Annotated in this window: 29 protein-coding genes; 25 read left to right on the forward strand and 4 right to left on the reverse strand. The window is 56.2% G+C overall.

Annotation, left to right across the window (positions count from 1 at the left end; genetic code table 11):
• The first annotated feature begins 130 nt into the window (after positions 1-130).
• The 6 genes from BUB72_RS07095 (at position 131) to rplP (ending at position 3,530) form a co-directional block, all read left to right on the forward strand.
• Positions 131-667: a hypothetical protein gene (locus BUB72_RS07095; protein ID WP_073142212.1), complete on the forward strand. Its 537-nt coding sequence runs from the start codon at positions 131-133 to the stop codon at positions 665-667.
• A 219-nt stretch (positions 668-886) separates the two neighbouring features.
• Complete coding sequence (gene rplB, locus BUB72_RS07100) at positions 887-1,729, forward strand: 50S ribosomal protein L2 (protein ID WP_073142214.1); 843 nt, start codon at positions 887-889, stop codon at positions 1,727-1,729.
• Between the two features lie 3 nt (positions 1,730-1,732).
• Positions 1,733-2,011, forward strand: coding sequence for a 30S ribosomal protein S19 (gene rpsS, locus BUB72_RS07105; RefSeq protein ID WP_073142217.1), 279 nt, complete (start codon positions 1,733-1,735; stop codon positions 2,009-2,011).
• A 3-nt stretch (positions 2,012-2,014) separates the two neighbouring features.
• Positions 2,015-2,395, forward strand: a complete 381-nt coding sequence (gene rplV / locus BUB72_RS07110; protein ID WP_073142219.1) for a 50S ribosomal protein L22 — start codon at positions 2,015-2,017, stop codon at positions 2,393-2,395.
• Entirely contained in the window at positions 2,395-3,102 is a 708-nt protein-coding gene (rpsC, locus tag BUB72_RS07115) for a 30S ribosomal protein S3 (protein WP_073142222.1), read from the forward strand. The genes rplV and rpsC overlap by 1 nt, the downstream gene beginning before the upstream one ends.
• Positions 3,103-3,116: 14 nt before the next feature.
• Positions 3,117-3,530: a 50S ribosomal protein L16 gene (rplP, locus tag BUB72_RS07120; protein ID WP_073142224.1), complete on the forward strand. Its 414-nt coding sequence runs from the start codon at positions 3,117-3,119 to the stop codon at positions 3,528-3,530.
• A 376-nt stretch (positions 3,531-3,906) separates the two neighbouring features.
• Here rplP and BUB72_RS07125 read toward each other — a convergent pair whose 3' ends face one another.
• The 4 genes from BUB72_RS07125 to BUB72_RS07140 all read right to left on the reverse strand — a co-directional run bounded on the left by BUB72_RS07125 (position 3,907) and on the right by BUB72_RS07140 (position 6,042).
• Positions 3,907-4,143 carry a hypothetical protein gene (locus tag BUB72_RS07125; RefSeq protein ID WP_073142227.1) on the reverse strand — a complete coding sequence of 79 codons (237 nt, stop codon included), beginning with the start codon at positions 4,141-4,143 and terminating at the stop codon, positions 3,907-3,909.
• Positions 4,144-4,353: 210 nt separating this feature from the next.
• Entirely contained in the window at positions 4,354-4,971 is a 618-nt protein-coding gene (locus BUB72_RS07130) for a 2OG-Fe(II) oxygenase family protein (protein WP_073142229.1), read from the reverse strand.
• Positions 4,972-4,989: 18 nt separating this feature from the next.
• Positions 4,990-5,754: a hypothetical protein gene (locus tag BUB72_RS07135; RefSeq protein WP_073142231.1), complete on the reverse strand. Its 765-nt coding sequence runs from the start codon at positions 5,752-5,754 to the stop codon at positions 4,990-4,992.
• Positions 5,755-5,805: 51 nt separating this feature from the next.
• Positions 5,806-6,042, reverse strand: coding sequence for a 2OG-Fe(II) oxygenase family protein (locus BUB72_RS07140; protein WP_139250629.1), 237 nt, complete (start codon positions 6,040-6,042; stop codon positions 5,806-5,808).
• Between the two features lie 188 nt (positions 6,043-6,230).
• Between BUB72_RS07140 and rpmC the strand changes: the two genes are divergently transcribed.
• The 19 genes from rpmC to rplQ all read left to right on the forward strand — a co-directional run bounded on the left by rpmC (position 6,231) and on the right by rplQ (position 16,999).
• Positions 6,231-6,440: a 50S ribosomal protein L29 gene (gene rpmC, locus BUB72_RS07145; RefSeq protein WP_073142235.1), complete on the forward strand. Its 210-nt coding sequence runs from the start codon at positions 6,231-6,233 to the stop codon at positions 6,438-6,440.
• The gene (gene rpsQ / locus BUB72_RS07150; RefSeq protein ID WP_073142238.1) at positions 6,440-6,676 is read left to right on the forward strand and encodes a 30S ribosomal protein S17; all 237 of its coding nucleotides are present in this window, start codon (positions 6,440-6,442) and stop codon (positions 6,674-6,676) included. Before rpmC ends, rpsQ begins: the two co-directional genes overlap by 1 nt.
• A 66-nt stretch (positions 6,677-6,742) precedes the next feature.
• Positions 6,743-7,111 carry a 50S ribosomal protein L14 gene (gene rplN, locus BUB72_RS07155; protein WP_013963207.1) on the forward strand — a complete coding sequence of 123 codons (369 nt, stop codon included), beginning with the start codon at positions 6,743-6,745 and terminating at the stop codon, positions 7,109-7,111.
• 1 nt (position 7,112) lies between these two features.
• Positions 7,113-7,418, forward strand: a complete 306-nt coding sequence (rplX, locus tag BUB72_RS07160; protein ID WP_073142240.1) for a 50S ribosomal protein L24 — start codon at positions 7,113-7,115, stop codon at positions 7,416-7,418.
• Positions 7,418-7,981 carry a 50S ribosomal protein L5 gene (gene rplE, locus BUB72_RS07165; RefSeq protein WP_073142242.1) on the forward strand — a complete coding sequence of 188 codons (564 nt, stop codon included), beginning with the start codon at positions 7,418-7,420 and terminating at the stop codon, positions 7,979-7,981. The genes rplX and rplE overlap by 1 nt, the downstream gene beginning before the upstream one ends.
• A 20-nt stretch (positions 7,982-8,001) precedes the next feature.
• Positions 8,002-8,307: a 30S ribosomal protein S14 gene (gene rpsN, locus BUB72_RS07170; protein WP_073142245.1), complete on the forward strand. Its 306-nt coding sequence runs from the start codon at positions 8,002-8,004 to the stop codon at positions 8,305-8,307.
• A gap of 15 nt (positions 8,308-8,322) precedes the next feature.
• The gene (gene rpsH / locus BUB72_RS07175) at positions 8,323-8,715 is read left to right on the forward strand and encodes a 30S ribosomal protein S8 (protein WP_073142248.1); all 393 of its coding nucleotides are present in this window, start codon (positions 8,323-8,325) and stop codon (positions 8,713-8,715) included.
• 12 nt (positions 8,716-8,727) lie between these two features.
• Complete coding sequence (gene rplF, locus BUB72_RS07180) at positions 8,728-9,261, forward strand: 50S ribosomal protein L6 (RefSeq protein ID WP_073142250.1); 534 nt, start codon at positions 8,728-8,730, stop codon at positions 9,259-9,261.
• The gene (rplR, locus tag BUB72_RS07185; RefSeq protein ID WP_073142252.1) at positions 9,261-9,620 is read left to right on the forward strand and encodes a 50S ribosomal protein L18; all 360 of its coding nucleotides are present in this window, start codon (positions 9,261-9,263) and stop codon (positions 9,618-9,620) included. Before rplF ends, rplR begins: the two co-directional genes overlap by 1 nt.
• A 126-nt stretch (positions 9,621-9,746) precedes the next feature.
• Positions 9,747-10,328, forward strand: a complete 582-nt coding sequence (rpsE, locus tag BUB72_RS07190) for a 30S ribosomal protein S5 (RefSeq protein ID WP_073142255.1) — start codon at positions 9,747-9,749, stop codon at positions 10,326-10,328.
• Between the two features lie 3 nt (positions 10,329-10,331).
• Positions 10,332-10,520: a 50S ribosomal protein L30 gene (gene rpmD, locus BUB72_RS07195; RefSeq protein WP_073142257.1), complete on the forward strand. Its 189-nt coding sequence runs from the start codon at positions 10,332-10,334 to the stop codon at positions 10,518-10,520.
• A 167-nt stretch (positions 10,521-10,687) separates the two neighbouring features.
• Complete coding sequence (locus tag BUB72_RS07200; RefSeq protein WP_073142260.1) at positions 10,688-11,326, forward strand: MarC family protein; 639 nt, start codon at positions 10,688-10,690, stop codon at positions 11,324-11,326.
• 354 nt (positions 11,327-11,680) lie between these two features.
• Positions 11,681-12,148 carry a 50S ribosomal protein L15 gene (gene rplO, locus BUB72_RS07205; RefSeq protein WP_073142262.1) on the forward strand — a complete coding sequence of 156 codons (468 nt, stop codon included), beginning with the start codon at positions 11,681-11,683 and terminating at the stop codon, positions 12,146-12,148.
• Positions 12,149-12,258: 110 nt separating this feature from the next.
• A complete protein-coding gene (gene secY / locus BUB72_RS07210) occupies positions 12,259-13,626 on the forward strand; it encodes a preprotein translocase subunit SecY (RefSeq protein WP_073142264.1) in 1,368 nt (455 codons plus the stop codon).
• Positions 13,623-14,267 (forward strand): adenylate kinase, encoded by a 645-nt coding sequence (locus tag BUB72_RS07215; protein ID WP_073142266.1) that lies wholly within the window; start codon positions 13,623-13,625, stop codon positions 14,265-14,267. Before secY ends, BUB72_RS07215 begins: the two co-directional genes overlap by 4 nt.
• Positions 14,268-14,476: 209 nt before the next feature.
• Positions 14,477-14,845 carry a 30S ribosomal protein S13 gene (gene rpsM, locus BUB72_RS07220; protein ID WP_021101942.1) on the forward strand — a complete coding sequence of 123 codons (369 nt, stop codon included), beginning with the start codon at positions 14,477-14,479 and terminating at the stop codon, positions 14,843-14,845.
• A gap of 15 nt (positions 14,846-14,860) precedes the next feature.
• Entirely contained in the window at positions 14,861-15,250 is a 390-nt protein-coding gene (rpsK, locus tag BUB72_RS07225; RefSeq protein ID WP_073142268.1) for a 30S ribosomal protein S11, read from the forward strand.
• 120 nt (positions 15,251-15,370) lie between these two features.
• A complete protein-coding gene (locus tag BUB72_RS07230; RefSeq protein WP_073142271.1) occupies positions 15,371-16,387 on the forward strand; it encodes a DNA-directed RNA polymerase subunit alpha in 1,017 nt (338 codons plus the stop codon).
• 198 nt (positions 16,388-16,585) lie between these two features.
• Entirely contained in the window at positions 16,586-16,999 is a 414-nt protein-coding gene (gene rplQ, locus BUB72_RS07235; RefSeq protein ID WP_073142273.1) for a 50S ribosomal protein L17, read from the forward strand.
• Positions 17,000-17,137: the final 138 nt, after the last annotated feature.

A 17,137-nucleotide genomic window follows, 5' to 3' on the forward strand; every position in this document is an offset into this window, starting at 1 on the left:
CCGGTCCAGCGATGCTCGGTTGTTTGACTGAACGTCTGCTTCGAGCCCGAAGCGGAAGTCGCATTGTGTGTTGTATTCAATTGAGGCTAAATCTGCTGTGGCAAACCCCCTTATCTGGAAAGGCCGATGTATGAAGTTCTCCATTCAATTTTCCAGCAACAATGGCTGCAATGGTTCGATTACGCTTGGGGAGCACTTGGAAACTTTTCGCTCATCGTTTGGTTGCTTCTCACGCGCTCAATATGAGCAGCAATGGATTAATGCCCTAAAGATCATTCTCGAAGAGCGGCGACCAACCGCACTATTTGTGAGTGTCGAGATTGGTGACGACGGTGTGGGAACGCTTTGGTTGTATCCGATTGTTGCGTCTGAGTTTGCAGGGGATACCGATGACAAGCGAATGCGTTTGTCAGACTTTCCAGATCAGGAAGATGCCGGCGTCTATATCGGTGAGCGCTTCATGCCTGTTACGGTCGACGTGTCAAATTTCGAGCGCCGCATCTACCTTGAATTTGAGGATGGTTCGAAGGGAGATGAAATTGCCCTATACTACCTAGACCTTTCCGCACCCGAGCGGTTTTTCGGCTATCTGGGTGATGACATCGCGGATGTTTCACACTGGTACTACTCTAACTCTGACTTAGAGGCGTTTCTCACTTCCCAATGACGGCTTCGTCCCGCCATAGCCGTCACTACCCCCTTGACCCCATCCCCCCTCACTCCTAAACACCCACATCGGCCAAGCCCCAGATTCGTCTGGGGCTTTGCTGTTGTTCATGGCTCAGCGTAGCTGATGCCAACAGGACATCTAATCGGGGACCTTCGGGGCCCTATAAACACAAGCGGCGGGGCGACCCGTTTGCTGCAACAACGGAAGACAGAAAGCATGGCACTCAAGTCGTATAAGCCGACGACGCCAGGCCAACGTGGGTTGGTTCTGATCGACCGTTCGGAACTCTGGAAAGGCCGCCCGGTCAAGTCCCTCACCGAGGGTCTGACCAAGAATGGCGGACGGAACAATACCGGACGGATCACGATGCGTCGCAAGGGTGGGGGCGCCAAGCGTCTTTACCGGATCGTAGACTTCAAGCGGACGAAATTTGACGTCGCTGCTACAGTTGAGCGGATCGAATATGACCCGAATCGGACCGCGTTTATCGCACTGGTTAAATATGAAGACGGTGAGCAGGCCTATATCCTCGCTCCGCAACGCCTTGGCGTTGGTGACACCGTTATCGCATCGGCCAAGGCCGACGTGAAGCCTGGGAACGCAATGCCGTTCTCCGGTCTGCCAATCGGCACAATCATCCACAACATCGAGTTGAAGCCAGGCAAAGGCGGCCAGATCGCCCGTGCGGCTGGGACTTACGCCCAGTTCGTGGGTCGTGACGGTGGATACGCTCAGATCCGTCTGAGCTCCGGCGAGCTTCGCCTCGTCCGTCAGGAATGCATGTGTACCGTTGGTGCCGTGTCGAACCCGGACAACTCGAACCAGAACTTCGGTAAGGCCGGTCGCAACCGCCACAAGGGCATCCGCCCGTCTGTGCGTGGTGTTGTGATGAACCCGGTTGACCACCCGCACGGCGGTGGTGAAGGCCGGACATCTGGTGGTCGTCACCCGGTTTCCCCATGGGGCAAGCCGACAAAGGGTGCGCGTACTCGGAACAAGAACAAAGCGTCGCAAAAGCTGATCATCCGCTCGCGTCACGCCAAGAAGAAGGGACGCTAGTATATGTCTCGCTCTGTATGGAAAGGCCCCTTCGTCGACGCTTATGTGTTGAAGAAAGCCGAAGCTGCGAAAGAAAGCAGCCGCAACGACGTGATCAAGATCTGGTCCCGCCGCTCCACCATTCTGCCTCAGTTCGTTGGCCTCACCTTTGGTGTCTACAACGGCAAGAAGCACATCCCAGTGAACGTCACCGAAGACATGATCGGTCAGAAGTTTGGTGAGTATTCGCCAACCCGGACCTATTACGGTCACGCCGCTGATAAAAAAGCGAAAAGGAAGTAAGCCATGGGCAAGGATAAGAACCCCCGCCGCGTGGCAGATAACGAAGCAATGGCAAAGCTGCGCATGCTCCGGACTTCCCCGCAAAAACTGAACCTCGTGGCTCAGCTGATCCGTGGCAAGAAAGTGGACAAGGCTCTGGCCGACCTCACCTTCTCCAAGAAGCGTATCTCTGACGACGTGAAAAAGTGCCTGCAATCCGCCATCGCGAACGCAGAGAACAACCACAACCTCGACGTGGATGATCTGATCGTGGCCGAGGCCTATGTTGGCAAAAACTTGACCATGAAGCGCGGTCGCCCTCGGGCCCGTGGCCGGTTCGGCAAAATCGTCAAGCCGTTTTCCGAACTGACGATCCTGGTGCGCCAAGTTGAGGAGCAAGCATAATGGGTAACAAAGTAAATCCTATCGGCATGCGTCTTCAGGTCAACCGCACCTGGGACAGCCGCTGGTACGCTGAAAGCAAGGACTTTGGTGATCTGCTTCTGGAAGACCTCCGGATGCGCGAATTCATCAAGACCGAGTGCAAACAAGCCGGCATCAGCCGTGTGATCATCGAGCGTCCGCACAAGAAGTGCCGCGTTACGATCCACACAGCACGCCCGGGCGTCATCATCGGCAAAAAAGGCGCCGATATTGAAGGTCTGCGCAAGAAGCTGTCCGCGTTCACCGACAGCGAGCTGCACCTCAACATCCTTGAGGTCCGCAAGCCCGAGTTGGACGCAGCACTGGTTGGCGAGTCCATCGCCCAGCAGCTGGAACGTCGTGTGTCCTTCCGTCGCGCTATGAAGCGCTCGGTACAGAACGCAATGCGTATGGGTGCCTTGGGTATCCGTGTGAACCTCGCTGGCCGCCTTGGTGGCGCCGAGATCGCGCGGACCGAATGGTACCGTGAAGGCCGCGTGCCTTTGCACACCCTGCGTGCCGACATCGATTACGCACACGTTGAAGCGATGACTGCTTATGGCATCATCGGGATCAAAACCTGGATCTTTAAAGGCGAGATCATGGAACACGATCCACAAGCGCGTGACCGTAAGCAACAGGAACTCCAAGACGGCCCAACACCTCGCGGTGCTGGCGGTCGTCGCTAAGGGGGGCGTGAACAATGCTACAACCAAAGCGTACTAAATTTCGCAAGATGCACAAAGGCCGCATCCACGGTGAAGCAAAGGGCGGGACAGACCTGAACTTTGGCACCTACGGTCTTAAGGCAACTGAACCTGAGCGTATCACTGCGCGCCAGATCGAAGCTGCCCGTCGTGCAATGACGCGTCACATGAAACGTCAAGGCCGTGTCTGGATCCGTATTTTCCCGGACCTGCCAGTGACCTCCAAGCCTATCGAAGTTCGTATGGGTAAGGGTAAAGGGTCCGTGGACTTTTGGGCATGTAAGGTCAAACCCGGCCGTATGATGTTCGAAATCGACGGTGTGGCCGAGCCAATCGCCCGTGAGGCCCTGCGCCTTGCTGCGATGAAGCTGCCAATTAAAACACGGGTAGTCGTCCGCGAGGATTGGTAAACTCGTCGCGCTTTAGCGCGACGTGGCGGAGGCAGCGTGTTTCTAGAAAACGCGCGTTCCGCCACGGTAGTTATAGAGAAGCCCCCGCTGAGAAATCGGCGGGGGCTTGTTTTGTATTGGACTCTGTAATTGTAGTTATGATCTAGTTCGCCTTCGAAATAGTAAAAACAGAGATACAAGCCCGATCAATGAAAATCCGGCAAGTAACCCAACCCTAGTAATGACAAAAAAAGCGTGGATGAACTGCTGTTCGCTAAGTTCATTTATGGCTCGATATATCGCTGGAACTTGAGGGCTTACGAGCAATATCTGCAGGCTCGACGCAGCGACTAGAAATACTCCCAGCCCAAAGCATAGTTGAGTTTTTCTCATCAAGTTAACCGACAACAGCGTCGATTAAGAGACTGACTACAGTTGCCAAAAATCCAAGAGTATACGCTAAAATTCCGGTCCAATCTTCCAAGCTCACAATACCCAAGGTGTCCAACAAAGAAACCACCGCGGCTAAGGAGAATACAAAAAAAATAAATCCAGCCAAAGGACTCTTCTCAATGGCGGCCACACCAGCAGCGCCCGCCACTGCAATTACAACAAATCGTACGATAGCTCCCAAAATTGAGCCCCCCTCTTTAAAATATTTTTACTTAGCAATGGTTATTTCATACTAGTTCTATCGAATACTCAATGGTTTCTATACTCGGTCGTTACAAAACTAAATTTAGCTAGCTCAGATTTAGAAGCTTCAGGCACCCCAACACTACCGAGTGACGCTCTCATTGCTTTTTCTACGCAAAAGCAACTGCCGCGCACGCGTCTCGTTTCCCTACGCCCAAGCGTAGTTAAACGAGACGGAAATCCGATCTTCCTCAGACATATTCATCGGCACCTCATGGCGCAGGAAGCTTTCCCACAACAACACATCCCCGACCACCGGCTTCACATAGATGAACTGCCGCATCTCCTCGCGCGCATCTTTCAGGCGGGTCGGGGCAGCCATCATCATTTGAGACCGCGGGTCCTCCAGCTTCAACGCCGACGCACCTTCGGGCATGGCCACGTAGGTGGTGCCGGAAATGACCGAGTGCGGGTGGATGTGGGACGTGTGGATGCCGCCTTGGGGCAGGATGTTGATCCAGATGTCCTCCAGCTTCAATTCGCGCCCGTCCAGATCAAGTTGCAGATCCTTGGCGAACTCCGCCACGTGTTTATCTAGCGCATCCACCACTTCTTTGAAGATGGGCGACCGCCACGGCAAGTCCGTCAGCGACGCATAGCTGGTGTAGCCCGCGAACGCGTTCTCCTCGCACCAGTCCTGACCGGCCTCGTCATCCTCGGCGATGCCAAGGCATTCATCCTCCAACTCCTCCGGATCAATGGGGTTGCCATGATCGGCAAGGCGGGCTTGGTAGAGGCGGGTCACGAAGAGGGAGCGAATATCCATGCCGCCTTGGATAGCCCGCTAGCTGAGGTCTCGCAAGGCCGCCGCCAAGGCTTCGCGGTCAAAGCCCGTGGGCTTGTAATCCAAACCGCCGCTTTGGTTCAAAAACACCGTGAACACCGAGGCGTTGATATAGCAGCTCACCTGATCGCCCGAGCATTTCGCCGTGGTGGAGTTGGGGAAGGACACCGAGATGCCGCCCTTGTCGCCACCACCCACGATCAGACTACCCGACGCCGTGCGCTCGCCGAGCAACTCGATGCTCTCGGAGCTGGCGCGGACCTCGTCGTCAAGCAGCACGAATTTGAACCGCGCCGGATTTGCGGTGGCGTCATCGACCCGCCAACTGGAGAACGGGTTCTCGCCGCGGCTTTTTGCATCGGTGTAGGCGGTGCTGACGGCAGTGAATATCTGCCGCCGGTCGACCCGTTGGGCGTCCTTGACGGTGAACTTGACCTTGTTTTGTACGGCGGCTTTCAGTGTGGCCTCGTCTTGGCTCGTGAGCGAGGCATCGGCCTTGAAGTCAAAACCTCGGACCTGACTGGCCTCTAGGTCGCGCCTTCGCGTCGGACGTTTCGACTGCAGCTTGATGTCGGCAGGCACCGTGACCAGCTGGTTGGTCTGGAGATCCCAGAACATCAGCTGCCCCGACGACAGCACGCCAGAGTTGCGGTAGCCGAGGCTGGTATTGGCGTAATCGAGATTGGCGGTGACTTTGACCGGCCCGCCGCCCGGGGTGCATCCGGCCAATAGAAGTGCCGCACCGACGCATATAAAGGAGCGCATAATTAACCCTCTCTGTGATAATGATTTTGATAATGCGCCAAGTCTGGGCAGTCAGAGGCCGCAAATCAAGGAGTTTTCGGCGAGAGTGGGGTGTCGTGGAGATGTCCCATCCGTCAGAAACGCATAGCTGGTGTAGCCCGTGTTGCCGTTCTCCTCGCACCAGTCCTGACCGGCCTCGTCATCCTCGGTGATGCCAAGGTAGTTGTCATTCAACTCCTCCGGATCAATGGGATTGCCATGATCGGCAAGGCGGACTTGATTGAGGCGGGTCACCAAGAGGTCGCGCATGTTCATCTCACCTGATATCGCAGCCAAACACGCAAGTTGGCCCCTATTTTACAGATATATGCGGCTAGACAGCTACGGGGGTTGCAATAAGTCGGGCAGGGGTCTAAAGCCACGTTTCATCATGAACTCCATTGGAATCAGGGTGACCCTCTTGGGGGCCCTCCGATGTATGAAAAAAGGAAACGGCTATGAACGCCAGCGAGCTTCGCGAGAAGACTGCTGACCAGCTCAACGAAGAGCTTGTCGCACTGAAAAAGGAAGCCTTTAACTTGCGCTTCCAACAGGCCACCGGCCAACTTGAAAACACTGCACGCATGCGCGACGTCAAACGTGGCGCGGCACGTGTGAAAACAATTCTGAACGAAAAAGCGAAAGCTGCAGCTGGGGAGGCTAACTAATGCCTAAGCGTATCCTGAACGGTGTCGTCACCAGCAACCAAAACGAGCAAACTGTAACGGTTTCCGTTGAACGCCGCTTCCGCCACCCTGTTCTGAAGAAGACGATCCGTAAGTCCAAGAAGTACCGGGCTCACGACGAGAAGAACACGTTTAACGTGGGTGATCTGGTCCGCATTCAAGAATGCGCTCCGAAATCCAAAACCAAGCGTTGGGAAGTTATTCTCGCTGACGCGTGAAGCTTTTCTAATTAATTCGAAACCCTGGGGCCTAAGGTTAGGTCCCCAAAGGTCGGGAGACATCAAATGATCCAGATGCAGACCAACCTGGATGTAGCTGACAACAGCGGCGCTCGCCGTGTTCAGTGCATCAAGGTTCTGGGTGGTTCCAAGCGTAAATACGCATCCGTCGGCGACATTATTGTCGTGTCGGTCAAGGAAGCCATCCCGCGCGGCCGCGTGAAAAAAGGCGACGTCCGTAAGGCTGTCGTTGTACGCACCGCCAAAGAAGTTCGTCGCGACGATGGCACCGCCATTCGCTTCGACCGCAACGCAGCTGTTATTCTGAATAACAACAACGAGCCTATCGGCACCCGTATCTTCGGCCCGGTTGTTCGTGAGCTGCGCGCAAAGAACTTCATGAAAATCATCTCGCTCGCCCCGGAGGTGCTGTGATATGGCTGCTAAACTGAAAAAAGGCGACAAGATCGTCGTGCTGGCTGGCAAAGACAAAGGCAAAGAAGGCACCATCGCCTCCGTTGACCCCAAATCCGGTAAAGCCATCGTGGAAGGCGTCAACGTCGCCATCCGTCACGTGAAGCAAAGCCAGAACAACCAAGGTGGCCGCGTGCCACAGGCGATGCCAATCCAATTGAGCAACCTGTCTTTGATCGACGCCAATGGCAAACCTACCCGCGTAGGTTTCAAATTGGACGGCGACAAGAAGGTGCGCTTTGCCAAGACAACAGGGGACGTGATCTGATGCTTGACGACGCAAAATACACCCCGCGCCTGAAGTCTGTTTATGTCGACACGATCCGTGCCGCCATGAAAGAAGAATTCGGCTACAAAAATGACATGCAGATCCCGCGTCTGGACAAAATCGTCCTGAACATCGGGGCTGGTCGTGCGGCCGTGAAAGACAGCAAGAAGCCTGCGGGCGCTGCTGCCGATCTGACCGCAATCGCAGGTCAAAAAGCCATGGTCACCCGTGCCAAGCAATCCATCGCCGGCTTCCGCCTGCGTGAAGATATGCCTGTCGGTGCCAAGGTAACCCTGCGCGGCGAGCGAATGTACGAATTCCTTGATCGCCTGATCACCATCGCAATGCCTCGTATCCGCGACTTCCGCGGCGTATCCGGCAAGTCGTTTGATGGCCGTGGCAACTACGCCATGGGCATGAAGGAGCACATCGTGTTCCCAGAGATCGACTTTGACAAGATCGATGAAGCCTGGGGCATGGATATCGTAATCTGCACGACCGCCGACACCGATGCTGAAGCAAAGAGCCTGTTGAAAGCTTTCAACATGCCTTTCAACAGCTGATCCGCGGGAAGGAATAGAACATGGCTAAAAAAGCAATGATCGAACGCGAGAAGAAGCGCGAAAAGCTGGTGAAGAAATACGCCGCTAAACGTGCAGCTCTGCTTGCAATCGCAAACGACCAAGAGAAACCAATGGAAGAGCGTTTCAAAGCGCGTCTGAAACTGGCTGAACTGCCGCGCAACAGCTCGGCTACTCGTTTGCATAACCGCTGCCAACTGACGGGCCGTCCTCACGCTTACTACCGTAAGCTGAAGATTTCTCGGATCATGTTGCGGGACTTGGGCTCTGCTGGCCTGATCCCCGGCATGGTTAAGTCCAGCTGGTAAGGAGGGCATTAGATTATGAACGATCCTATCGCAGATATGCTCACACGCATTCGCAACTCGCAGCTGCGCGGCAAAGCAACCGTCGAGACCCCCGCTTCCAAAATCCGTGCTTGGGTTTTGGACGTGTTGGCCGACGAGGGCTACATCCGTGGCTACGAAGCGACGACGGGCAAAGACGGTCACCCGGCTTTGAACATTGAGCTGAAATATTACGAAGGCACTCCTGTCATTCGCGAATTGAAGCGGGTTTCCAAGCCCGGTCGTCGCGTTTACGTGGGTTCCAAAGACATCCCGGTGGTCCGTCAGGGCCTGGGCGTGTCGATTGTCAGCACGCCTCGCGGTGTGATGTCGGACGCAAATGCTCGCAGCCAGAATATCGGCGGCGAAGTGCTTTGCACGGTATTCTAAGGAGCGCCAGTTATGTCTCGTATTGGTAAAAAACCAGTCGATCTGCCCTCCGGCGTGACCGCGTCCGTCTCTGGCCAGACCATCGAAGTTAAGGGCCCCAAGGGCGTCCGTTCCTTCAAAGCAACTGATGATGTGACCCTCTCGGTTGAGGACAACATCGTTACGATCACGCCACGCGGGTCGTCCAAGCGCGCGCGCCAGCAGTGGGGCATGAGCCGCACGATGGTCGCGAACTTGATCACCGGCGTGACCGATGGCTTCAAGAAAGAGCTTGAAATTCAAGGTGTGGGTTACCGCGCCGCGATGGAAGGCAAAAACCTGAAGCTGAACCTCGGTCTGTCGCATGACGTTGTTTATGAAGTGCCTGAGGGTGTAACCGTTGCGGCTCCCAAGCCCACCGAGATCACCATCGAGGGGATTGACGAGCAGGTTGTCGGCCAAGTGGCTGCCAACATCCGCGCGTGGCGCAAGCCAGAGCCTTATAAAGGCAAAGGCATCCGCTACAAAGGCGAGTTCGTCTTCCGCAAAGAAGGGAAGAAGAAGTAATGGCTAATAGCAAACGTGATCTGTTCATCAAACGCCGCCTGCGCGTTCGGAACAAACTTCGCAAGGTAAACGCCGGACGCGCGCGTCTGTCGGTTCACCGCTCCAACAAAAACATCAGCGTTCAGCTGATTGATGATGTGAATGGCGTAACGCTGGCTTCGGCGTCTTCTCTCGAGAAGGATCTGGGCATCGTTGGCAAGAACAACATCGAAGCTGCAACCAAAGTCGGTGCCGCAATCGCGGAACGCGCCAAAAAAGCTGGCGTGACGACTGCCTACTTTGACCGCGGTGGTTTCCTCTTCCACGGTAAAGTGAAGGCCTTGGCCGAAGCTGCCCGTGAAGGCGGTTTGAAAATCTAAGCCTTTGGGCGCTCCAACAGGGGCGCCCATTTTTGCAGGCCTTCGGGCCTCGATGATCGGGGGGCTCACGCCCACTGCGATTGAGAACAAACGGCGCTAAGGCGCAGAAATTAAAGGATTTGCCCAATGGCAAGAGAACCAGGAAATCGCGGTCGCCGCGATCGGGACGAGACCCCCGAATTTGCAGATCGCCTCGTTGCGATCAACCGCGTATCCAAGACCGTTAAGGGTGGTAAGCGCTTTGGCTTCGCCGCACTTGTCGTTGTTGGCGACCAAAAAGGCCGTGTAGGCTTCGGCAAAGGTAAAGCGAAAGAGGTCCCAGAGGCCATCCGCAAAGCCACCGAGCAAGCCAAGCGCCAAATGATCCGCGTTCCACTGCGCGAAGGCCGTACGCTGCACCACGATGTAGCTGGCCGTCACGGTGCTGGTAAAGTTGTGATGCGCACTGCACCACAAGGTACCGGTATCATTGCTGGTGGTCCAATGCGTGCTGTGTTCGAAATGCTCGGCGTTCAAGACGTTGTTGCAAAGTCGATTGGCTCGCAAAACCCTTACAACATGATCCGTGCAACTTTGGATGGCCTCGTTAAAGAAGCCTCTCCTCGTATGGTTGCGCAACGTCGTGGTAAGAAAGTTGCCGACATCCTGCGCTCCGAAGACGGCCCCAAGGTCGACGGCGAGCAAGCCCCAGTTGTAACGGAGGCCTAAGACATGGCTAAAACTATCGTTGTAAAACAGATTGGCTCGCCAATCCGTCGCCCCGCCAAACAGCGTGCTACGCTAGTCGGTTTGGGCCTGAACAAGATGCACAAAACCCGTGAGCTGGAAGACACACCTTCCATCCGCGGCATGGTCGAGAAAATCTCGCACATGGTCGAGATCATCGAAGAAAAAGGCTAAGTGGCGGCGGGGTGAACCCCGCCCTACGCAGAGTTTGAAACGCCTCGCTGAAAAGCGGGGCGTTTTTTTCGTCTTAGACGCCTGTGCACAAGAATGTGCTTGAGGTGAAGCGATTGACACGGGACCGCCCATTGCACTGACGCCGATAACGCTGGTATGTCGCCCGCATGTTTGAGATCAGTTCAGCCCAGCTTCTCCGCGAGTTCATCACGCTTTTTGTCGTGGTGGACCCGATTGGGTCGCTTCCGGTCTTCTATTTTGCGACATCGTCGGTCGCGGCGCGCTTCCATTGGAAGTTCGCCTTGCGTGGCGTTTTGGTCGCGGCACTGGTGCTCTATTTCTTCTTGATCGCGGGGCAGGTGGTGATCGAGGCGATTGGTTTGCGGCTCGGATCTTTCCAGATCGCGGGTGGAATCATCTTGTTTCTGTTTGCCCTGACAATGATTTTCGGTCCGTCGAAGCCTGCGCGTGAGATCGAAGAAGCAGAGCACACAGACCTATCCGGCGCGGTTTACCCGCTGGCGATCCCGTCTATCGCGTCGCCGGGGGCGATGCTGGCAATCGTCATCTTGACGGATAACAACCGAAACTCGGTGTCGGATCAGTTGGTGACCGCGGGGGTGCTTGGGGTAGTGCTGTTAATCACCTTGTTGCTGTTGTTGCTGGCTGCGCGCTTAAAACGGGTTATCGGGACGACCGGAGCGGATGTCATCAGCCGGGTGATGGGAATGATCTTAGCCACGGTTGCAGTCGACTCGGTGTTAAACGGCTTTGAAACCTTGGGTCTGTTTGCCGTCCATGGCTAACCCATGCAAAAGACACATCCCTGACATTCCAAATCATATGTAGTGAAATGAACGGTCGAAGCGTAGTGAGCGCGCTGACTCAAACTCCTGATTAGGACATTTCACGCATGACCGTTCTCATCCTGCTCAAAGCCTTCGGGCCGCGTATTAAAACCCTTCTGAAAACAGATCCTGCCCCCTCCTGGACAGAGTACCTACGCCAGACCGCTGCAAAGGGCTAAGCCAACACTTGCAACACGCGGCGGAGCGGTCTATAGCCCGCCGGTGGCCTGCTAAAGGTCCGACTCACAAACAAGAAACGCCGCGTTTGGTCCATTTCGCTTCGAGGACCCTTCCGGCAATAGGAGAAGCGATATGAAACTGCACGAATTGCACGACAATCCAGGTGCCACCAAAACCAAAAAGCGCGTGGGCCGTGGCCCGGGCTCTGGCAAAGGTAAAATGGCTGGCCGTGGTATCAAAGGTCAAAAGTCCCGCTCGGGTGTTGCCCTGAACGGCTACGAAGGTGGCCAAATGCCACTTTACATGCGTTTGCCAAAACGCGGCTTCAACTCGCGGAACAAGAAATCTTTCGCAGTTGTGAACCTCGGCATGATCCAGAAATTCATCGACGCCAAGAAACTCGACGCCAAAGGCGACATCACCGAAGACACGCTGCTTGAGTGTGGTCTGGTCCGTCGCAAGCTGGATGGCGTTCGCATTCTGGCCAAAGGTGACATCACATCCAAAGTGACTTTGACTGTTACTGGCGCTTCCAAAACGGCTGTAGACGCCGTTGAAAAGGCCGGCGGCAAGCTCAACACCGCAGCGGCTGCTGAATAAGCCTTGTGAGAGGCCAACGCGCCTCTTACATACCTCTTAAGTTTTCCAGCGCCGCGACGGGGAGCCCCGTTCGCGGCGCTGTGCATATCTAGACAGGGATACCCAAGCACATGGCTTCAGCCGCCGAGCAAATGGCACAAAACATGAGCTGGTCCGCCTTCGGGAAGGCCACCGAGTTACGCCAACGCATCCTCTTCACCATCGGTCTGCTGATCGTCTACCGTTTGGGCACCTACATTCCGGTTCCCGGCATCGACGGCGACGCCTTGCGCCAGTTCGTCGAGCAAGCGCAGCAAGGCATCGGTGGCGTGTTGAACATGTTCACCGGCGGCGCGATTGGCCGCATGGGCCTGTTTGCCCTCGGGATCATGCCCTACATTTCGGCCTCGATCATTGTGCAGCTGATGACCGCCATGGTCCCGCAGCTGGAGCAGTTGAAGAAAGAGGGCGAGCAGGGCCGCAAGAAGATCAACCAATACACCCGCTACGGCACCGTGTTCCTTGCCACGTTGCAGGCCTACGGGCTTTCTGCAGGTCTTGAAGGCTCCGGTCTGGCAACCGAGCCGGGCCTGTATTTCCGCGTCGGCGCCGTCATCACGCTGGTCGGCGGCACCATGTTCCTGATGTGGCTGGGCGAGCAGATCACCCAACGCGGCATCGGCAACGGCATTTCGTTGATCATCTTCGTCGGCATCATTGCCGAAATCCCTGCCGCTTTGGCGCAGTTCTTCGCGCAAGGCCGCTCCGGCTCGATCAGCCCTGCGGTCATCGTGGGCGTGCTGCTGGTGGTGATCGCGACGATCATGTTCGTGGTGTTCATGGAGCGCGCCTTGCGCAAAATCCATATCCAATACCCGCGCCGCCAAGTCGGCATGAAGGTCTATGACGGCGGCTCTTCGCACCTGCCGGTCAAGGTAAACCCAGCGGGCGTTATCCCTGCGATCTTCGCCTCGTCGCTGCTGCTGCTGCCGACGACCGTGTCGACCTTCTCGGGTGCGCAAACCGGCGAAGTGATGGCGACGATCCTGGCCTATTTCGGCCCTGGTCAGCCGCTCTACCTGCTGTTCTTTACGTCGATGATCGTGTTCTTCGCGTATTTCTACACCTTCAACGTGGCCTTCAAGCCCGAGGAAGTGGCCGAAAACCTGAAGTCCCAAAACGGCTTTATCCCCGGCATCCGTCCGGGCGAGCGCACCGCCGAATATCTGGAATATGTGGTAAACCGCATTCTGGTCGTCGGTGCCGCTTATCTGGCCGCCGTCTGCCTGCTGCCGGAAATCCTGCGCAGCCAGCTGGCGATCCCGTTCTACTTCGGGGGTACCTCGGTGCTGATCGTTGTGTCGGTGACCATGGACACCATCCAGCAGGTTCAGTCACACATGCTGGCGCACCAGTATGAAGGCCTGATCGAGAAGTCCCAGCTGCGCGGCAAGAAGCGCGGCGGGAAGACCAAGTCGAAAGGCCCGTCGCGTCGATGAACATCATTCTGCTTGGGCCGCCTGGCGCGGGGAAGGGCACACAAGCCCGTAAACTGGTCGCGGAACGCGGCATGGTGCAGCTCTCTACCGGCGACATGCTGCGCGAGGCGAAAAGCTCTGGCACCGCGATGGGCAACAAGGTTGCGGCGATCATGGATGCGGGCCAGCTGGTCACCGATGACATCGTCATCGGCCTGATCGAGGAAAAGCTGGAAGGCGACCACGCGGGTGGGTTCATCTTCGACGGGTTCCCACGCACGCTGCCTCAGGCGGATGCATTGGGCGCTTTGCTGGAAAAGCACGGCACCACGCTGGACGCTGTGATCGAGATGCGGGTGGATGACGACGCGTTGGTCGCGCGGATCACCGCACGGTCCACATGCGGGGCGTGTGGCGAGGTTTATAACGACCAGACCAAGCCGATCCCAAGCGATGGCAAATGTTCCAACTGCGGTGGCACAGAGTTCAAGCGCCGTGCCGACGACAACGAAGAAAGCCTGCGCACGCGGCTGATGGAATACTACAAAAAGACGTCTCCGCTGATTGGCTATTACTACGCCAAAGGCGACCTGAGCAGCATTGACGGCTTGGGTGAAATCAACGTGGTGGCGAAGGCCATTTCTGGGGTTTTGGACAGCTAGACCCTACGGCAGGGCGGGGGGCTCTTGACCATATGTTAAAAACCTCCTAAGCCGCACCATCCCTAACGGGAATCGCACCACGGCCTAGCTAGCTGACACGGTGTTGACCATATCTAAGCCAAGCCCGCAGGTTATGAAAAACCTTCGGGCTTACGTTGTGAAAAAAGGTTCCGGAGCTACGGAACCGCGACTGAAAAAGGAATTGCCTCTTGGCACGTATTTCCGGCGTTAACCTGCCCGACGCGAAGCGCGTCCCCATCGCACTGACTTACATTACCGGCATCGGCCACACCTCCGCGAAAGCGATTTGTGAAGCTGTTGGTATCGACGCATCCCGCCGCATGAACGATCTCTCGGACGCCGAGATTTTGAAAATTCGTGAGCATATCGACGAAAACTATGACGTCGAAGGCGACCTGCGTCGCGAGACCACCATGAACATCAAACGTCTGATGGATCTGGGTTGCTACCGTGGCCTGCGCCACCGTCGTAACCTCCCTGTTCGCGGTCAACGGACCCATACGAACGCACGTACCCGCAAAGGCCCTGCTAAGGCCATTGCTGGCAAGAAGAAGTAAGGGGAGATCTGATCCATGGCACGTGAAAAAGTACGCACGAAGAAGAAGGTCCGTAAGAACATCGCCGCTGGCGTTGCACACGTGAACTCTTCGTTCAACAACACCAAAATCCTGATCTCTGACGTTCAGGGCAATGCTATCTCTTGGTCCTCCGCCGGGACTTGTGGCTTCAAAGGCTCGCGTAAATCGACGCCTTATGCTGCACAGATGGCTGCCGAAGACGCAGGCCGCAAGGCTCAGGAACACGGCGTGAAGACGCTGGAAGTCGAAGTTCAGGGCCCAGGCTCTGGCCGTGAGTCCGCGCTGCGTGCGCTGGCTGCCGCTGGCTTCCAGATCTCGTCCATCCGCGACGTGACACCTATGGCCCACAACGGCTGCCGCCCACCAAAGCGCCGCCGCGTCTAAGCTACGTATTCTATCGCGCGGTCCCCGTCCTTATTTTGGGCGGGGTCCGTGTTTGTCATTTCAACCTCGAGTGGCCCCGGATTTGGACATGATCCGCGGTCGAGCATGGAGGCGACACACATGATCCATAAAAATTGGCAAGAGCTGATTAAGCCAACCCAACTGGACGTAAAGCCCGGCAACGATCCTGCACGCAAAGCAACTGTGATTGCCGAGCCGCTGGAGCGTGGCTTTGGTTTGACCATGGGCAACGCCCTGCGCCGCGTGCTGATGAGCTCGCTGCAAGGTGCGGCGATCACTTCGGTTCAAATCGACAACGTGCTGCACGAGTTCTCCTCGATTGCTGGTGTGCGCGAAGACGTGACGGACGTGATCCTGAACCTCAAAGGCGTGGCAATCCGTATGGAAGTCGAAGGGCCAAAGCGCCTGTCGGTTTCCGCGAAGGGCCCTGCGATCGTAACCGCTGGTGACATCTCCGATTCCGCTGGGATCGAGATTCTGAACCGCGACCACGTGATCTGCCACCTCGATGACGGCGCCGAGCTGTTCATGGAGCTGACGGTGAACACCGGTAAAGGTTATGTCTCTGCAGACAAGAACAAGCCCGAAGACGCGCCAATCGGTTTGATCCCGATTGATGCAATCTTCTCGCCTGTCAAAAAAGTGTCCTACGACGTGCAGCCGACCCGCGAAGGTCAGGTGCTCGACTATGACAAGCTGACAATGAAGATTGAAACCGACGGCTCCCTGACACCTGACGATGCAGTGGCTTACGCCGCGCGCATTCTTCAGGACCAGCTGGGCATCTTCGTCAACTTCGACGAGCCTGAATCGGCCCGTGCGCAAGACGACGAAGACGAGCTAGAGTTCAACCCGCTTCTGCTGAAGAAAGTGGACGAGCTGGAACTGTCCGTGCGGTCTGCAAACTGCCTGAAGAACGACAACATCGTCTACATTGGCGACCTGATCCAGAAGACCGAAGCCGAGATGCTCCGCACCCCGAACTTTGGTCGCAAATCCCTCAACGAGATCAAAGAAGTGCTGTCTGGCATGGGCTTGCATCTCGGGATGGACATTGTGGACTGGCCACCAGAGAACATCGAAGATCTTGCCAAGAAATTCGAAGACGCGTTCTAAATAATACTGTAGGGCGGGAGAAATCCCGCCTTACCGCTCTGCCCGGCGTGCCCGACAAAAGTCCGACGCAATGCCGACGCTTAGCAGACCACGAAAATACCGGCGAAATGACCGGGAAAAACTGGGCAATTCTGCCCCAACAGAGGCACCGACACGCATCGGCGACCCGTACAAAGTATAGACTGAAGGAACGATAAAATGCGCCACTCACGAGGCTACCGCCGCCTGAACCGTACACATGAACACCGCAAAGCGCTGTTCATCAACATGTGCGGCTCGCTCATCGAGCATGAGCAAATCAAAACAACCCTGCCGAAAGCCAAAGAGCTTCGCCCGATCATCGAAAAGATGATCACGTTGGCGAAACGCGGCGATCTGCACGCCCGCCGTCAAGCCGCTTCCAAGCTGGTTCAAGACAAAGACGTCGAGAAGCTGTTCGCAGTTCTGGGCCCACGCTACAAAGACCGCCAAGGTGGCTATGTGCGTGTTATGAAAGCCGGATTCCGCTACGGTGACATGGCGCCGATGGCGATCATCGAGTTCGTCGACCGCGACGTCTCCGCCAAGGGCGCAGCCGACAAAGCCCGCCTTGAGGCCGAAGACGCCGAATAATTCGCTACTTATGTGGCACCCGAAAAACCCTGCCTTAACCGGCGGGGTTTTTCACTTTTTGGTCATCGGGTCGACAAGCTGTGGCGCGCCGCATAGCTTCTGACGAAACGACAATCGACGAGGCGAGCCCATTTTTAG

Origin of the sequence: Litoreibacter ascidiaceicola, from assembly GCF_900129235.1 — a bacterium.
Lineage (GTDB): Bacteria > Pseudomonadota > Alphaproteobacteria > Rhodobacterales > Rhodobacteraceae > Litoreibacter > Litoreibacter ascidiaceicola.

Excerpts from the sequence above, each read along its gene's own strand:
- rplX (WP_073142240.1), top strand. The coding sequence starts at position 7,113 with ATGGCTGCTAAACTGAAAAAAGGCGACAAGATCGTCGTGCTGGCTGGC.
- rplB (WP_073142214.1), top strand. The coding sequence starts at position 887 with ATGGCACTCAAGTCGTATAAGCCGACGACGCCAGGCCAACGTGGGTTG.
- rpsS (WP_073142217.1), top strand. The coding sequence starts at position 1,733 with ATGTCTCGCTCTGTATGGAAAGGCCCCTTCGTCGACGCTTATGTGTTG.
- rplF (WP_073142250.1), top strand. The coding sequence starts at position 8,728 with ATGTCTCGTATTGGTAAAAAACCAGTCGATCTGCCCTCCGGCGTGACC.
- BUB72_RS07140 (WP_139250629.1), bottom strand. The coding sequence starts at position 6,042 with ATGCGCGACCTCTTGGTGACCCGCCTCAATCAAGTCCGCCTTGCCGAT.
- rpsC (WP_073142222.1), top strand. The coding sequence starts at position 2,395 with ATGGGTAACAAAGTAAATCCTATCGGCATGCGTCTTCAGGTCAACCGC.
- rpsH (WP_073142248.1), top strand. The coding sequence starts at position 8,323 with ATGAACGATCCTATCGCAGATATGCTCACACGCATTCGCAACTCGCAG.
- BUB72_RS07095 (WP_073142212.1), top strand. The coding sequence starts at position 131 with ATGAAGTTCTCCATTCAATTTTCCAGCAACAATGGCTGCAATGGTTCG.
- rpmD (WP_073142257.1), top strand. The coding sequence starts at position 10,332 with ATGGCTAAAACTATCGTTGTAAAACAGATTGGCTCGCCAATCCGTCGC.
- rpsK (WP_073142268.1), top strand. The coding sequence starts at position 14,861 with ATGGCACGTGAAAAAGTACGCACGAAGAAGAAGGTCCGTAAGAACATC.
- rpsQ (WP_073142238.1), top strand. The coding sequence starts at position 6,440 with ATGCCTAAGCGTATCCTGAACGGTGTCGTCACCAGCAACCAAAACGAG.
- rplN (WP_013963207.1), top strand. The coding sequence starts at position 6,743 with ATGATCCAGATGCAGACCAACCTGGATGTAGCTGACAACAGCGGCGCT.
- rplE (WP_073142242.1), top strand. The coding sequence starts at position 7,418 with ATGCTTGACGACGCAAAATACACCCCGCGCCTGAAGTCTGTTTATGTC.
- BUB72_RS07200 (WP_073142260.1), top strand. The coding sequence starts at position 10,688 with ATGTTTGAGATCAGTTCAGCCCAGCTTCTCCGCGAGTTCATCACGCTT.
- rpsN (WP_073142245.1), top strand. The coding sequence starts at position 8,002 with ATGGCTAAAAAAGCAATGATCGAACGCGAGAAGAAGCGCGAAAAGCTG.
- BUB72_RS07135 (WP_073142231.1), bottom strand. The coding sequence starts at position 5,754 with ATGCGCTCCTTTATATGCGTCGGTGCGGCACTTCTATTGGCCGGATGC.
- rpmC (WP_073142235.1), top strand. The coding sequence starts at position 6,231 with ATGAACGCCAGCGAGCTTCGCGAGAAGACTGCTGACCAGCTCAACGAA.
- BUB72_RS07130 (WP_073142229.1), bottom strand. The coding sequence starts at position 4,971 with ATGGATATTCGCTCCCTCTTCGTGACCCGCCTCTACCAAGCCCGCCTT.
- rplQ (WP_073142273.1), top strand. The coding sequence starts at position 16,586 with ATGCGCCACTCACGAGGCTACCGCCGCCTGAACCGTACACATGAACAC.
- BUB72_RS07230 (WP_073142271.1), top strand. The coding sequence starts at position 15,371 with ATGATCCATAAAAATTGGCAAGAGCTGATTAAGCCAACCCAACTGGAC.
- rplP (WP_073142224.1), top strand. The coding sequence starts at position 3,117 with ATGCTACAACCAAAGCGTACTAAATTTCGCAAGATGCACAAAGGCCGC.
- BUB72_RS07215 (WP_073142266.1), top strand. The coding sequence starts at position 13,623 with ATGAACATCATTCTGCTTGGGCCGCCTGGCGCGGGGAAGGGCACACAA.
- rpsE (WP_073142255.1), top strand. The coding sequence starts at position 9,747 with ATGGCAAGAGAACCAGGAAATCGCGGTCGCCGCGATCGGGACGAGACC.
- secY (WP_073142264.1), top strand. The coding sequence starts at position 12,259 with ATGGCTTCAGCCGCCGAGCAAATGGCACAAAACATGAGCTGGTCCGCC.
- rplR (WP_073142252.1), top strand. The coding sequence starts at position 9,261 with ATGGCTAATAGCAAACGTGATCTGTTCATCAAACGCCGCCTGCGCGTT.
- rplV (WP_073142219.1), top strand. The coding sequence starts at position 2,015 with ATGGGCAAGGATAAGAACCCCCGCCGCGTGGCAGATAACGAAGCAATG.
- rplO (WP_073142262.1), top strand. The coding sequence starts at position 11,681 with ATGAAACTGCACGAATTGCACGACAATCCAGGTGCCACCAAAACCAAA.